Consider the following 14,834-nt stretch of genomic DNA (forward strand, 5'->3'; position numbering starts at 1 on the left):
CATCCGTGTCCCGGATCTCATACATCTGTCTGAAGGGTCCGTGCCGGGGTGGGAGAATGTCGGGGTGAAGGGCGATTACCAGGACCTGGTGGACGAGATCTCCGCGCTGCTCGGCGCCCCGGCGACCCTGGAGAACCGGGACTTCCGCCTGATCGCCTTCGGCGCCCACGACAGCGACGACGATCTGGCCATGGACCCGGTACGGACCCGCTCGATCCTGACGCGGCAGTCGACGGCGGCCGTCCGGTCCTGGTTCGAGGGCTTCGGCATCGCCCGCGCCACCGGCCCGGTCCGGATCCCGGCGGCGCCCGACGCCGGGGTGTTCCGGGGGCGGATCTGCCTGCCGGTGCGGTACCGGGGCATCGTGCAGGGCTACGTATGGCTGCTGGACCAGGAGCCGGGCAAGCCCGGGCCGGGGCCTGCGGCGCTGGACGCGGCCATGGAGGTGGCCCAGCGCATCGGGGTGCTGCTCGCCGAGGAGGCGAAGGCCGGGGCCGACCTGTCGCGGGAGTTCCTGGCGGTGCTCACGGCCGGCCGGGGCTGGCAGCAGGACATGGCGGTGGCCGCACTGCGGGTCGCCCTCGGCCCGGGCGGGGACGGGCTGCACGCGGCGGTCTGCGTGGCGCCATGGCCCGGGGAGGCTCCGGCGTCGGTACCGGGCGCGGCGGCGGTGTGCGTCGTACCGCGGCGGGGCGGGGGCGAGCCGGGCGGCGCGTCCGGGCCCGGTGCGGCGGCGGGGACGGGGGCCGGGCCGGAGCCCGCGGGCGAACCGGCTCTGGCGGTACTGCTCCGGCTGCGCTCGACGGACGCGCTGGCTCCGGCCCTGGCGGCGGTGGGCCGACTGCTGCCGCGCGCGGCGGAGGCGACGGGAACGGGCGGGAAGGGCGGCGCGGGCGGGGGCTCCGGAGCCACGAGCACCGCTGCGGCCACCGCGCACCGGGTGACCGCCGGCGTCGCCGACCCCGTACGGGGCCTCGCGGACCTGCCCGCCGCCTGGGAGCAGGCCGTCGCCGCCGCCCGGGCGGCCGCGGCACAGCCCCGCTTCGGCCCGGTCGCCCAGTGGTCGGAGATCGGCCCGTACCGGCTGCTGGCGACGCTCGCCGCCGATCCGGTGGACGACCCCGCGGCCCGCACCCTGCTGACCCCGGCCAACCGCGAACTCGCCCGCACCGCCGAGGTCTTCCTGGACTGCGCGGGCCAGGCGGGCCGCGCGGCGGCCGTGCTGGGCATCCACCGCCAGACCCTCTACTACCGCCTGGCCCGGGTGGAGCAGCTGACCGGCCTCGATCTGGACGAGGGCGAGGACCGCCTGCTGCTCCACATGGCCCTCAAGGCTTCCCGCCTGACCTAGGGTCAGGCCGGGCTCGCGGGGCCGGTTCGGCGGCGGGACGGGGCTCGCCCGGCGGTGACTCCGGCAACGGGTCGGCGTACGACGGCCTCCGGCTCCGGCTCCGGTCAGCCCTCCTGGGGGCGGGTCATCGCCGCGGCGGCCCGGCGCATGCCCTCGGTGAACTCCTCGGCGGTCGCGGCCGATTCCGGGTCGAAGAGCCACTGGATCATCAGGCCGTTCAGCAGCGCCTGGTAGAAACCGCCCAGCGTGCGTACGTCCCGCTCGTCGAGCTGGTCCTCCGGGGTCCCGGTGAGCATCGAGATCAGCCCCCGGCGCCCCTCGGCCTGCGAGGCCGCGAGCATGGACCTCAACTCCGGCCGCTGGTCGCGGCCGAGCGCCACCTCCAGGCTGGCCGCCCAGACCGGGCCCGACTTCTCGTGCTGCGCCAACACCCCTTCCCACAGGGCGCGGAAGCGCTCCAGCGATCCGCCCTCGCCGTCGAGTCCGTCCTGGAATACCGCTCCCCACTCCTCCATCAGGCCGATGAAGGCCTGGGTGAGGAGGGCGTCCTTCGAGCCGTAGTGGTAGCCGATGGAGGCCAGGTTGGTCCCCGAGGCGCTGACGATGTCGCGCGCGGTCGTGCGCACGAACCCCTTCTCGACCAGGCACTTCTTGGCGCCTTCGAGCAGATCTTCGCGATGTCCCATGTCCACACCGTAGCAAGACAAGCGTCCCAGACAACAGTTCTAGACAGTCGTCATAGACAAGCGTTTAAGACGTATGTATATTCCTGCTCATGACGAACCCCGCCGCCACAGCGCGACTCGCCGGCCGCCGCGAATGGACCGCCTTCACCGTCCTCCTGCTGCCGCTGCTCCTGGTCTCGATGGACGTCTCCGTCCTCTACTTCGCCATCCCGGCGATCACCGACCAGCTCGACCCCAGCGCCACCCAGCAGCTCTGGATCTTCGACAGCTACGCCTTCGCACTCTCCGGCCTGCTCATCACGATGGGTTCGCTCGGCGACCGGATCGGCCGCCGCAAGCTGCTGCTGATCGGCGCGACCGCCTTCGGCCTCGCCTCGATCGGCGCCGGCTACGCCACCAGCGCCGAGATGCTGATCGCGGCCCGCGTGCTGCTCGGCATAGGTGGCGCCACCCTGATGCCCTCCACGCTGGCTCTCGTCCGCAACCTCTTCCAGGACGCCAAGCAGCGCGGCAAGGCCATCGCCATCTGGTCCGGAGCCATGACCGGCGGAATCGCCCTCGGCTCGGTGCTCAGCGGAGTGATGCTGAACCACTTCTTCTGGGGTTCGGTCTTCCTCATCAACGTGCCCGCGATGCTGCTCCTGCTGATCCTGGTCCCGGTCCTGGTCCCGGAGTTCAAGGACCCGGCCCCCGGCCGCTTCGACCTGCTGGGCGTCCCGCTGTCCATGGCCGCCGTGCTGCCGGTCGTCTACGGCCTCAAGGAGATCGCCGCCGAGGGCTTCGAACCCCTGTACCTGGGCTGCCTCGCCGTCGGCCTGGCCTTCGGGTACGTCTTCGTCCGCCGCCAGCGCACCCGTGACGACGCCATGGTGAGCCGGGCGCTGTTCCAGGGCCGCGGATTCGGCGCGGGCATCGGCCTCAACACCGTCGCCGCCTTCGCCATGATGGGCTCGGCCTACTTCACCACCCAGTACCTGCAGTCCGTTCTCGGCATGGGCACCCTGGAGGCCGCCCTGTGGAGCCTCGCCCCTTCGCTCGTCATCGGCGCTTCTGCCCCGGTCGGCGCGGCCCTGGCCCAGAAGGTGGACCGGGCCTACGTGATGGCCGGCGGGTTCGTCCTCGCTGCCGCCGGTTTCGCCCTGATCGGCCTGGTCGGGACCGACTCCCTGTGGCTGCTGCTGATCGGTGCCGGGGTGCTGGCCTCGGGCATCGTCACCGTGATGTCGCTGGTGTCCGACATGGCGCTGGCCTCGGCCCCCGCCGAGAAGGCCGGTTCCGCCGCCTCCCTGCTGGAGACCGGCCAGGAGTTCGGCGGCGCCCTGGGCATGGCGGTCCTCGGCAGCCTGGGCACCGCGGTCTACCGCAGCGACCTGGCGGACTCCGAGCCCGCCGTACGGGAGACCCTGGGCGGGGCCGCCGCCACCGCCCACCACATCGGCGGGCCGGCCGGGGAGCAGGTGCTGGCCCTGGCCCGGGAGGCCTTCGTCCACGGAATGCAGTACGCGGCCTGGGGCGGTACGGCGCTGCTGCTCGGGGCGGCCGTGCTCGCCGCGGCTCTGATGCGCGGGATCGAAGCACCCGCCCCGCCCGCGGCGGAGCCCGCGACGGGTCCCGAAGACCGCGCCCGCGAGGCGACGTACCACTGAACCGCCCGCCGCGGCACGCGGCCGGCGCAACGCGGAAGGGCCCGGGGGGATCCCCCGGGCCCTTCCTTCACGTCGTCACCCTGGTGGGCTCAGGCGAGGCTGACCGTGCGCGCCGAGACGGCGCCGATCTCGGTGGCGATGTCCGCGAGGACGTCTCCCGGAACCGGGGCGTCGACGGTGAGGACGGCGAGCGCCTCACCGTGCTCCTCGGCCCGGGCGACCTGCATGCCCGCAATGTTCAGACCGCCCTCGCCGAGGACGCGGCCGACGGCGCCGACCACGCCGGGGCGGTCGGTGTAGCGCAGCACGACCATGTGGTCGGCGAGCGCCAGGTCCACGTCGTACTCACCGACGCCGACGATCTTCTGAAGGTGCTTCGGGCCCGCGAGCGTGCCGGAGACCGAGACCTCCTGGCCGTCCGACAGGGTGCCGCGAACGGTCACGACGTTGCGGTGGTCCGGGGACTCCGAGCTGGTGGTCAGCCGGACCTCGACACCGCGCTCCTGTGCGAACAGCGGGGCGTTGACGTAGGAGACCGTCTCGTCGACGACGTCCTCGAAGACACCCTTGAGGGCGGAGAGTTCCAGCACCTTGACGTCGTGCTGGGTGATCTCGCCACAGACCTCCACGTCGAGGCGGACCGCGACCTCGCCCGCGAGGGCGGTGAAGATACGGCCGAGCTTCTCGGCGAGCGGCAGGCCCGGACGGACGTCCTCGGCGATGACACCGCCCTGGACGTTGACCGCGTCCGGCACGAGCTCACCGGCGAGCGCGAGGCGCACCGACTTGGCGACCGAGACACCGGCCTTCTCCTGGGCCTCGTCCGTGGACGCGCCGAGGTGCGGGGTGCAGACGACCTGGTCGAGCTCGAAGAGCGGGGAGTCCGTGCAGGGCTCCTTCGCGTACACGTCGAGACCGGCGCCGGCGACGCGGCCCTCCTTGATGGCCGTGTAGAGCGCGGCCTCGTCGACGATCCCGCCACGGGCGGCGTTGACGATGCGGACCGACGGCTTCACCTTGTGCAGGGCCTCGTCCCCGATGAGACCGAGGGTCTCGGGGGTCTTGGGCAGGTGCACGGTGATGAAGTCGGCGACCTCCAGGAGCTCGTCCAGCGTCAGCATCTTGACGCCCATCTGGGCGGCGCGCGCGGGCTGTACGTAGGGGTCGTACGCGACGATCTTCATGCCGAAGGCCGACATGCGCTGGGCGACGAGCACGCCGATGCGGCCGAGGCCGACGACGCCGAGGGTCTTCTCGCTGAGCTCGACACCCGTGTACTTGTTCCGCTTCCACTCGCCGTTCTTCAGGGCGGTGTTGGCCTGCGGAATGTTGCGGGCGGTGGCGACGAGCAGGCCGCAGGCGAGCTCGGCCGCGGTCACGATGTTCGAGGTCGGCGCGTTGACGACCATCACGCCGGCCTTGGTGGCGGCGGAGACGTCCACGTTGTCCAGACCGACACCGGCGCGCGCGACGACCCGCAGCTTCTTGGCCACGGCGATGGCCTCGGCGTCGACCTTGGTGGCGGAGCGGACGAGGATCGCGTCGACGTCGACGATCGCGGGCAGCAGCTCGGCGCGGTCCGCGCCGTTGCAGTGCCGGATCTCGAAGTCCGGGCCCAGCGCCTCGACGGTGGCGGGCGACAGCTCTTCGGCGATGAGTACGACAGGTTTCGAGCTCACGTGGGTCCTCACAAGTCCAGTGCGGACGGCCGTCCCGACGGCCGCAGGCGGTGGAGGGGGTAGCCGCGTGGAAGACGCACGACACTGTGGGCCTGACGCGTATGTGTTGAGCAGTGTAGTGGCGCTGACGGGTCGGATTTCCGCCTGTACGGAAGGATCACCCGTCCGTGGTTGGCCGGGGTGGACAAGCCGCGCCCGTGAGGGCCGGTTTCCCGGCGCCCCGGATCCCCTGCGCCCCGGCCGTCCGGACGGCCGGGGTCCTGCGCGGATGCACGGCGGGGCCGGGACTTCACGTGTCCCGGCCCCGTCGCCACGAGATCAGCTCTCGTCGCTGTCGACCCAGCTCATCAGCTTGCGCAGCTTCTTGCCGGTGGTCTCCAGCAGGTGCTCCTCGTCGGCCTTCTTGTACTCGTTGTACTTCGGCAGACCGGCCTTGTACTCGGCCATCCAGGTGTTGGCGAACTCGCCGCTCTGGATCTCCGCGAGGACCTTCTTCATCTCGGCCTTGGTGGCGTCGGTGATGACGCGGGGGCCGGTGATGTAGTCGCCCCACTCGGCGGTCTCGGAGACCGACCAGCGCATCTTCTCCAGGCCGCCCTCGTACATGAGGTCCACGATGAGCTTCAGCTCGTGCAGGCACTCGAAGTACGCGATCTCCGGCTGGTAGCCGGCCTCGGTCAGGGTCTCGAAACCGGCCTTGACCAAGGCGGAGGCGCCACCGCAGAGGACGGCCTGCTCACCGAACAGGTCGGTCTCGGTCTCCTCGGTGAAGGTGGTCTTGATGACGCCGGCGCGGGTGCCGCCGATGCCGGCCGCGTACGAGAGCGCGAGCGCGAAAGCGGAACCGGTGAAGTCCTGCTCGACGGCGGCGATGCACGGAACGCCGCGGCCCTCCTCGTACTGACGGCGGACCAGGTGGCCCGGGCCCTTGGGGGCGACGAGGGCGACGTCCACGTTGGCCGGGGGCTTGATGAAGCCGTAGCGGACGTTGAAGCCGTGGCCGAAGAAGAGCGCGTCGCCCTCCTGGAGGTGCTCCTTGATGGACTCCTCGTAGATCTCGGCCTGCAGCGGGTCCGGGGTGAGGATCATGATGACGTTCGCCCAGGCGGCGGCCTCGGCCACGGGGACGACCTTCAGACCCTGCTCCTCGGCCTTGGCCTTGGACTTCGAGCCCTCCTTCAGACCGACGACGACGTCGACGCCGGAGTCACGGAGCGACAGCGCGTGGGCGTGGCCCTGGCTGCCGTAACCGATGACCGCGACCTTGCGGCCCTGGATGATGGACAGGTCGGCGTCGTTCTCGTAGAACAGCTCGGCCACTGGGATATCTCCTTGGTGCGCTGGTGTTGCTCCCACCGTACGGCGGGGAACGGAATCTGAGTTTCTCGGTCTCGCTATGCGAGCTGAGCGTGTCCCGCCCGGCTCACGTGTCCGCCGGGCCGGGCCGGGCGGGTCAGGCGCTGCGGTCGAGCGCGCGCAGGCTGCGGTCCGTGATGGACCGTCCGCCACGCCCTATGGCGATCGTGCCGGACTGGACGAGCTCCTTGATGCCGAAGGGCTCCAGCATCTTGAGCATCGCGCCGAGCTTGTCGGAGCCGCCGGTGGCCTCGATGGTGACGGCCTCCGGGGAGACGTCGACCGTCTTGGCGCGGAACAGCTGGACGATCTCGACGATCTGCGAACGGGTCTCGTTGTCGGCGCGGACCTTCACCAGGACGAGCTCTCGCTCGATGGCGTTGTGGGACTCCAGCTCGACGATCTTGAGCACGTTGACCAGCTTGTTCAGCTGCTTGGTCACCTGCTCCAGCGGGAGGTCCTCGACGTTGACGACGATGGTGATGCGGGAGATGTCGGGGTGCTCGGTGACACCGACCGCGAGGGAGTCGATGTTGAACCCGCGGCGGGAGAACAGGGCGGCGATCCGGGCGAGGATGCCGGGCGTGTTCTCGACCAGGACGGAGAGCGTGTGCTTGGACATGTGAGGCGTTCTCTCTCTCGGCTCTCTCGGCTCAGTCGTCTTCGTTGTCGCCGAAGTCGGGACGGACGCCCCGGGCTGCCATGACCTCGTCGTTGGAGGTGCCGGCGGCGACCATCGGCCACACCATGGCGTCCTCGTGGACGATGAAGTCGATCACGACGGTACGGTCGTTGATCGCGTTGGCCTCGGCGATGACCTTGTCCAGGTCGGCCGGGTCCTCGCAGCGCAGCGCCACGCAGCCCATGGCCTCCGACAGCTTGACGAAGTCCGGGACGCGCGTGCCCTTGCGGGGCGCGATGGACTCGCCGAGCTGGGAGCCGACCGTGTCGTGACCGGTCTCGTCGGCGTGCAGAACGGTGTTGGAGTACCGCTGGTTGTAGAACAGGGTCTGCCACTGGCGGACCATGCCCAGCGCGCCGTTGTTGATGATCGCGACCTTGATCGGGATGTTGTTCAGGGCGCAGGTGACCAGTTCCTGATTGGTCATCTGGAAGCAGCCGTCGCCGTCGATCGCCCAGACCGTGCGATCGGGCATGCCGACCTTGGCGCCCATCGCGGCCGGGACCGCGTAGCCCATGGTTCCGGCGCCGCCGGAGTTCAGCCAGGTGCGGGGCTCCTCGTACTTGACGAAGTGCGAGGCCCACATCTGGTGCTGGCCGACGCCGGCAGCGAAGATCGTGCTCTTCGGCGCGAGCGCGCCGATCCGCTCGATGACCTGCTGCGGGGAGAGGCTGCCGTCGGCGGGCAGGTCGTAACCCAGCGGGTAGGTGTCGCGCCAGCGGCTGAGGTCGTTCCACCAGGCGGTGTAGTCGCCCGCGTTGCCCTCGGTGTGCTCGGCCTGGACGGCCTGGATCAGGTCGGCGATGACCTCGCGGGCGTCTCCGACGATCGGGACGTCGACCGCGCGGTTCTTGCCGATCTCGGCGGGGTCGATGTCCGCGTGGATGATCTTGGCGAAGGGGGCGAAGCTGTCCAGCTTGCCGGTGACGCGGTCGTCGAAGCGGGTGCCGAGGGCGATCAGCAGGTCCGACTTCTGCAGCGCGGTGACGCCGGTGACGCTGCCGTGCATGCCCGGCATGCCGACGTGCAGCGGGTGGCTGTCGGGGAAGGAGCCCAGCGCCATCAGGGTGGTGCAGACCGGGACGCCGGTCAGCTCGGCGAGGACCTTCAGCTCGGCGGTGGCGCCGGACTTCATGACGCCGCCGCCGACGTACAGGACCGGGCGCTTGGCCTGGCAGATGAGCTTGGCGGCCTCGCGGATCTGCTTGGCGTGCGGCTTGGTGACCGGCCGGTAACCGGGGAGGTCCTGGGCGGGAGGCCACGAGAAGGTGGTCTTCGCCTGCAGGGCGTCCTTGGCGATGTCGACCAGGACCGGGCCCGGACGGCCGGTGGCCGCGATGTGGAACGCCTCGGCGATCGTCCGCGGGATGTCCTCGGCCTTGGTGACCAGGAAGTTGTGCTTGGTGATCGGCATCGTGATGCCGACGATGTCCGCCTCCTGGAAGGCGTCGGTGCCGATGGCCTTGGAGGAGACCTGACCGGTGATCGCGACGAGCGGGACGGAGTCCATGTGCGCGTCGGCGATCGGGGTGACGAGGTTGGTGGCGCCCGGGCCGGACGTGGCCATACAGACGCCGACCTTGCCGGTGGCCTGCGCGTAGCCGGTGGCGGCGTGGCCGGCCCCCTGCTCGTGGCGGACCAGGATGTGACGGACCTTCTTCGAGTCCATCATCGGGTCGTACGCGGGGAGGATGGCGCCGCCCGGAATACCGAAGACGGTGTCGCACCCCACCTCTTCGAGAGAGCGGATGAGGGACTGCGCACCCGTGACGTGCTCAACTGCGGCGGACTGCTGTCCGCCGGAACGGGGCCGCGGCTGCGGATGGTGGGCCCCGGTGGCCTGCTCGGTCATCGGCATTCTCTTCTCGAAGCTGAGGGTTTTACGCGGATTCGACTCTGTGCCAGTGCAACAAAAAACCCCTCGTGCCAGGAGGCAAGCGAGGGGAGCGCGTCGGGGGTGTTGAGCGGGGACATGCAGGTCCCAGCTTCAGCCGACGCGCTTTCCAAGTACGAGAATTCGGGTGCGCATGGCACTGACCCTCCCTCTGGCGGGAGGGTGATGTCAAGTAGGTGGGACGGGCGTCTCATTATGTGAGCCTCTACGGATGGCCATCGAGCCCCCGGGGGAACCGCCGGCCAGTGCTGGTTGGGCCGCTCCGCCCGGTACTGGGAACGTACCGCGCACCAGCGCACGGCGCAGCCTGTACTCGTCGAGCGGGCCGGAAAAAGCCATTCCCTGGCCGTGTGTGCACCCCATCGCGCGCAGCGCCAGGACCTGCTCGGGCAGGTCGACCCCGTCCGCCACCGACCGCATGCCCAGGTCGTTTGCGATCCGCAAGAGACCAGCAGTGATCTTGTGCAGCCGGGCGGACTCGACCACTCCCTCCACCAGGCCGCGGTCCAGCTTGAGCATGTCCACGGGGAGGCGGCGCAGGGCACTGATGGCCGCGTAGCCGCTGCCGAAGCCGTCCAGGGAGATACCCACCCCGAGCCGGTGCAGGGCGGTCAGGCGGCGCTCCAGGTCGTCGAAAGGCACCCTGGGGTCGGATACGGCGAGCTCCAGCACCAGGGCCCCGGACGGCAGCCCGTGCCGGGTCAGCAGGGCCTCCACGGAGCCGAGCGGCATGGACCGGTCCAGGAGCCGCTGGGCGGTCATCCGTACGGCCACGGGTACGTCGTGCCCGGCCCGGTGCCGGTCGGCGGCCTGCTCCACGGCCTCCTCCAGCAGCCATCGGCCCAGCTCTGCGGTGCGCGAGGCGTCGTGCCCGGCGGCGCCGGGGCCGCCGGCCCCACCGGCACCGCCCTCGCTGTACTCGGCGACCCGGAGGAACTCCGCCGGCGTGAAGAGGATCCCCTGGGCGGAGCGCCAGCGGGCCTGCGCGGCGACGGCCGACACCTCACCGGTGGCCAGCGAGACCACGGGCTGGTGCAGCAGGGCGAACTCGCCCTCGTGCAGTGCCGTCCGCAGCCGGCCGGCCAGCTCGGCCTTGCGCACGACTTCGGCCTGCATCTGGGGGGCGTACATCTCGACCCGGTCCTTGCCGCCGGCCTTGGCCCGGTACATCGCGAGATCCGCGTTGCGCATCAGGTCCGAAGGGGTGATGCCGGGGTCGGCGAAGGCGGCCCCGATGCTCGCGGCGACCCGGACCTCGCTGCCGCCGATCCGGTACGGCTGGGAGAGGGTGGTGCGCAGCCGGTCGGCGATCTCGCGCACCTGGTACTCGCGGGCGCCGGGGTCGCGGTTGCCGTCGCCCAGGATGAGCGCGGCGAACTCGTCGCCGCCGAGGCGGGCCGCGGTGTCCCCGGCCCGGACCGAGTCCTGGAGCCTGCGTGCGGCTTCGACGAGCAGTTCGTCGCCGGCCTGGTGGCCGATGGTGTCGTTGACCGCCTTGAAGCCGTCGAGGTCGATGAAGAGCACGGCGGTGCTGTGGTCGCCCGCGCGCCGGCCGGTCAGGGCCTGGCGCACGCGCCGGGTGAACAGGGCCCGGTTGGGCAGGTCGGTCAGCGGATCGTGTTCGGCGCTGTGCTGGAGCTGGGCCTGGAGCCGGACCCGCTCGGTGACGTCCCGGCTGTTGAGGATGAGCCCGCCCTGGTGGCGGTTGACGGTGGACTCCACGTTGAGCCACTCGCCACCGCCCGATTTGAAGCGGCACTCGATGCGGGTGGTGGGCTCCTCGGTCGGCGGTGCGGCGAGGAAGCGGCGCACCTCGTGGACCACCCGGCCGAGGTCGTCGGGGTGGATCAGGGTGGCGAGCTCGGTGCCGACCAGCTCTTCCGCCTCACGGCCGTAGACCCCGGCGGCCGCGGGGCTGACGTAGCGCAGGGTTCCGGTGGGCGCGGCGATCATGATGACGTCGCTGGAGCCCTGGACCAGGGAACGGAAGTGGTTCTCCTTCTGGGCCAGTTCCTGTGTCAGCGCGATGTTGTCGAGGAGCATGATGCCCTGCCGGATGACGAGGGCGAGCACGACCGTGCAGCCGGTGAAGACGACCATCCGGTCCACCTTCCGGCCGTCCACGACGTTGTAGAGGATGCCGAGGGTGCACACGGCGGCCGCGAGGTAGGGAGTGAGGGCGGGCAGCGAGCCGGTGATCGGGCGGCTGTGCGTCCGGTCCGCGCGCGGGCGCCCGGCCGGCTCCGGGCCGGGGTGGAGGCGCCTGGCGCCCCAGGGCGCGTACGCGAGGAGCAGCGAGCCCGCGAACCAGCCGGCGTCGAGCAGCTGTCCGGACTGGTACTCGGCGCTCAGCAGGGGCGAGGTGAACAGGGCGTCGCTGAGCACGGTCAGGGCCAGCGCCGCGATGGCGGTGTTGACGGCGGAGCGGTTGGTCTCGCTGCGCCGGAAGTGCAGGACCAGGACCATCGAGACGAGCGCGATGTCCAGGAGCGGGTAGGCGAGGGAGAGCGCGGCGCGCGGGACGCTGCCGGGGGCGCCGGACTGGGCGGTCCGCGCCGCGTGGGCCAGGGCCAGGCTCCAGGAGAGCGTGAGCAGGGAGCCGCCGATGAGCCAGGAGTCGAGTCCGAGGCACACCCAGCCGGCGCGGGTGACCGGGCGTTTGGCGAGGACGAGCAGGCCCACGATGGCGGGCGGGGCGAAGCAGAGGAAGGCGAAGTCGGCGAGGGAGGGTTTCGGCACTTCCTCGCCCAGGATCACCTCGTACCAGCCCCAGACTGCATTGCCGCCGGCGCCCATGAGGGAGGAGAAGGCGAAGAGCAGCCAGGCGGGGCGTTCGCGGCTGTCGATCGCCCTCGCGTAGGAGTAGCAGGAGACCGCGGCGAGTAAGCCGGCCGCGCTGAGCCCGAAGTCGCCCATGATCTCGGCGACTTCCTCCGAGCCCCAGTTGAGGGCGGCGCCGACGGCGTACCCGCCGCTGACCACCGCGAGGAGCAGCTGCATCGCCAGACCCTTGCCTCCGCCCGAGACGGACGGCCGGTTCAGGAGCGCCGCCCCCGGGGTACTCACCGGTCCCCCTCGCCGGCTGGTTCCGGTGCAGCCCAGTCTCGGCAGCGTCGCCTCCGGCGGCTGTGCCGCGTCGGATCCTTCGTCCATTGGCCGTACATCGCCCGTCGCCCCCCAAAGTGTCCGATCACTCCCCAGCGCCAGACGTTCGTGGCGCAGCCCCTTCTTCCGGACGATACACCACTTTCGTCACTCAGGGACATAGTCTCTCTACTCTCCGTTACCGATCGGGGAGTTGTGCACACCCTGCGCATTCGGGTGACTGCGGAGCGTGCGCATCACGCGTCACTCGGTGATCAACACCGTGTGCTCCACCGGCTCCCCGGCGGCGAACCGGGTGAGCTGGCGGGCCAGCAGGCGCTTGGCCCTCGGCTCGAACGCCGAGCTGCTGCCGCCCACATGAGGTGTGATCAGGACATTCGGAGCATGCCAGAGCGGGTGGCCCGCGGGCAGCGGTTCCGGGTCGGTGACGTCGAGTGCCGCGCGCAGCCGGCCCGACTCCACCTCCGCCAGCAGGGACTTGGTGTCGACGACGGGACCGCGCGCCACGTTCACCAGCAGGGCGCCGTCCTTCATCCGGCTGAGGAAGTCGGCGCCGACCAGCCCCCGGGTGGCGTCGGTCAGCGGTGTCACGAGGATCACCACGTCGGCCCGGGGCAGCAGCCCGGGCAGGTCGGCCAGGGTGTGCACGGGCCCGCGTCCGGTGGTCCGCGCCGTACGCGCCACCCGTGCGACCGGGCCGCATTCGAAGGCCACGAGCCGGTCCTCGATGGCGGAGCCGATCGATCCGTAGCCGATGATCAGAACCGACTTGTCGGCGAGGGCGTCGTAGAACCCGGAACGCCACTCCTCGCGGTCCTGGCCGCGAACCATGCCGGGGATGCCGCGCAGGGAGGCGAGGGTCAGCGCGAGGGCGAGTTCGGCGGTGCTGGCCGTGTGGACCCCGACGGCGTTGCACAGCCGTACGCCGGGGCGCAGGTCGCCGAGGCGGCCCCGCACGTCGTCGATGCCGGCGGTCAGGGTCTGGACGACCTGGACCGCGGGCATCGCCGCCAGCGGGCGCACGGTGACCTCGGGGGACTTCATGTAGGGCGTCACGTAGAAGACGCAGTCGGCCGGATCGGCCGGGAACGCGTCCTCGCCGTCCCAGAGGCGGTACCGGAAGGAGTCGGGGAGGCCCTCGATCTCCTCGGCGGGGAACGGGAGCCAGACATCCGGGGTCATTGCAGTCATGATCACGAGGCTATGCCAAGGCATCCGGATCAAGCCGTTAGTTTGAGGTCCGGAGCCGGAGGGGGACGCAGGGGTGGAGCGCAGGTCGATCGGGGCGGGGGCGCTGACGGTGGGCGCCGTCGGCCTCGGCTGTATGCCGATGAGCTGGGCGTACGCGCCTTCGCGGCGGCGGGGGCAGGAGTCGCTGGCCGCCGTCCACACCGCGCTGGACCTGGGGTCGAACCTGCTGGACACGGCCGACGTGTACGGGCCGTTCACCAATGAGCTGCTGCTCGGACGGGTGCTGCGGGAGCGGCGGTCCGAGGCGTTCGTCTCGGCCAAGGTGGGACTGCGGGCGGGTGACCAGCACGTGGTCGCCGACGGGCGGCCCGGCTACCTACGGCGGGCCTGCGACGCCTCGCTGCGGCGGCTGCGGACCGATGTCATAGACCTCTACCAGCTGCACCGGGTGGATCCGGACGTGCCCGTGGAGGAGACCTGGGGAGCCATGGCCGAGCTGGTGGGCGCGGGCAAGGTGCGGGCGCTCGGGTACTGCGCGCTGGGCGCCGGGGCCGGTCCCGGGGCCGGCCGGAGCGGGGACCGGGCGTACCGGACGACCTTGCGGCACCTGGAACGGCTGCAGCAGGTGTTCCCGGTGAGCGCGGTGCAGGCGGAGCTGTCGGTGTGGTCGCCGCAGGCGGCGTGGCAGCTGCTGCCGTGGTGCGCGGCGCGCGGCGTGGGGTTCCTGGCGGCGATGCCGCTGGGCAGCGGGTTCCTCACGGGGACCCTCACGCCGGGCGAGGGGTTCGAGCCGCAGGACGTGCGGGCCCGGCATCCGCGGTTCACGGCGGAGGCGATGGCGTCGAACCAGGTCCTGCTGGCGGGGCTGCGGCAGGTGGCCCGGCGGCACGGCCCCGGGGTCACGGTCGCGCAGGTGGCCCTGGCCTGGGTGCTGGCTCAGGGGCCGCAGGTGGTGCCGGTGCCGGGGGCCGACCGGGCGCCGTGGGCGGCGGAGAACGCGCGGGCGGCGGAGGTCCGGCTCACGGCCGGGGACCTGGCGGAGATCGCGGCCCTTCCGGTCGAGGTGGGAGCCTGGGACTGATCGGGCACCCGGCGCGGGGCGGGGCGGGGCCGGGTCGATCAGGTGGTGGTCCGGGGGCGATCCCGGGGGCGATCCGGGGGCGGCCCGACAACCACTCGATCGAGTGTACGAGTGATGGAACTTCGGGAAGTGCCGGAGCTGTTGAGAGGGATGGAGGGCACGA

General features: G+C 71.3%; 10 protein-coding genes. 3 read left to right on the forward strand and 7 right to left on the reverse strand.

The window, feature by feature from the left end:
- The first annotated feature begins 64 nt into the window (after positions 1–64).
- Complete coding sequence (locus tag KO717_RS11090; RefSeq protein ID WP_301366320.1) at positions 65–1,351, forward strand: PucR family transcriptional regulator; 1,287 nt, start codon at positions 65–67, stop codon at positions 1,349–1,351.
- A 104-nt stretch (positions 1,352–1,455) separates the two neighbouring features.
- Here KO717_RS11090 and KO717_RS11095 read toward each other — a convergent pair whose 3' ends face one another.
- Entirely contained in the window at positions 1,456–2,037 is a 582-nt protein-coding gene (locus KO717_RS11095) for a TetR/AcrR family transcriptional regulator (RefSeq protein ID WP_301366321.1), read from the reverse strand.
- 89 nt (positions 2,038–2,126) lie between these two features.
- On the opposite strand from KO717_RS11095, the gene KO717_RS11100 reads away from it, so the two are divergent.
- Positions 2,127–3,683 carry an MFS transporter gene (locus KO717_RS11100; protein ID WP_301366322.1) on the forward strand — a complete coding sequence of 519 codons (1,557 nt, stop codon included), beginning with the start codon at positions 2,127–2,129 and terminating at the stop codon, positions 3,681–3,683.
- An 89-nt stretch (positions 3,684–3,772) separates the two neighbouring features.
- On the opposite strand, the gene serA is transcribed toward KO717_RS11100, so the two are convergent.
- From serA to KO717_RS11130, 6 genes are all read right to left on the reverse strand, one after another.
- Positions 3,773–5,362, reverse strand: a complete 1,590-nt coding sequence (gene serA, locus KO717_RS11105; RefSeq protein ID WP_301366323.1) for a phosphoglycerate dehydrogenase — start codon at positions 5,360–5,362, stop codon at positions 3,773–3,775.
- Positions 5,363–5,680: 318 nt separating this feature from the next.
- The gene (gene ilvC, locus KO717_RS11110) at positions 5,681–6,682 is read right to left on the reverse strand and encodes a ketol-acid reductoisomerase (protein ID WP_030010003.1); all 1,002 of its coding nucleotides are present in this window, start codon (positions 6,680–6,682) and stop codon (positions 5,681–5,683) included.
- Positions 6,683–6,815: 133 nt separating this feature from the next.
- Positions 6,816–7,340: an acetolactate synthase small subunit gene (ilvN, locus tag KO717_RS11115; protein WP_030010002.1), complete on the reverse strand. Its 525-nt coding sequence runs from the start codon at positions 7,338–7,340 to the stop codon at positions 6,816–6,818.
- Between the two features lie 31 nt (positions 7,341–7,371).
- On the reverse strand, positions 7,372–9,258 hold the full coding sequence (locus KO717_RS11120) for an acetolactate synthase large subunit (protein ID WP_301366324.1): 1,887 nt from the start codon (positions 9,256–9,258) through the stop codon (positions 7,372–7,374).
- Between the two features lie 204 nt (positions 9,259–9,462).
- Complete coding sequence (locus KO717_RS11125; RefSeq protein ID WP_437184492.1) at positions 9,463–12,360, reverse strand: putative bifunctional diguanylate cyclase/phosphodiesterase; 2,898 nt, start codon at positions 12,358–12,360, stop codon at positions 9,463–9,465.
- 282 nt (positions 12,361–12,642) lie between these two features.
- A complete protein-coding gene (locus tag KO717_RS11130; RefSeq protein ID WP_301366325.1) occupies positions 12,643–13,590 on the reverse strand; it encodes a 2-hydroxyacid dehydrogenase in 948 nt (315 codons plus the stop codon).
- A 73-nt stretch (positions 13,591–13,663) separates the two neighbouring features.
- Between KO717_RS11130 and KO717_RS11135 the strand changes: the two genes are divergently transcribed.
- On the forward strand, positions 13,664–14,671 hold the full coding sequence (locus KO717_RS11135; protein ID WP_301366326.1) for an aldo/keto reductase: 1,008 nt from the start codon (positions 13,664–13,666) through the stop codon (positions 14,669–14,671).
- The last annotated feature ends 163 nt before the right edge of the window (positions 14,672–14,834 follow it).

The sequence above is a fragment of the Streptomyces xanthophaeus genome (assembly GCF_030440515.1).
Classification (GTDB): Bacteria; Actinomycetota; Actinomycetes; order Streptomycetales; family Streptomycetaceae; genus Streptomyces; species Streptomyces kutzneri.

Bases quoted from the DNA above. Each gene is read 5' to 3' on its own strand.
- KO717_RS11095 (WP_301366321.1), bottom strand. From the start codon at position 2,037: ATGGGACATCGCGAAGATCTGCTCGAAGGCGCCAAGAAGTGCCTGGTC.
- KO717_RS11100 (WP_301366322.1), top strand. From the start codon at position 2,127: ATGACGAACCCCGCCGCCACAGCGCGACTCGCCGGCCGCCGCGAATGG.
- ilvN (WP_030010002.1), bottom strand. From the start codon at position 7,340: ATGTCCAAGCACACGCTCTCCGTCCTGGTCGAGAACACGCCCGGCATC.
- KO717_RS11120 (WP_301366324.1), bottom strand. From the start codon at position 9,258: ATGCCGATGACCGAGCAGGCCACCGGGGCCCACCATCCGCAGCCGCGG.
- KO717_RS11130 (WP_301366325.1), bottom strand. From the start codon at position 13,590: ATGACTGCAATGACCCCGGATGTCTGGCTCCCGTTCCCCGCCGAGGAG.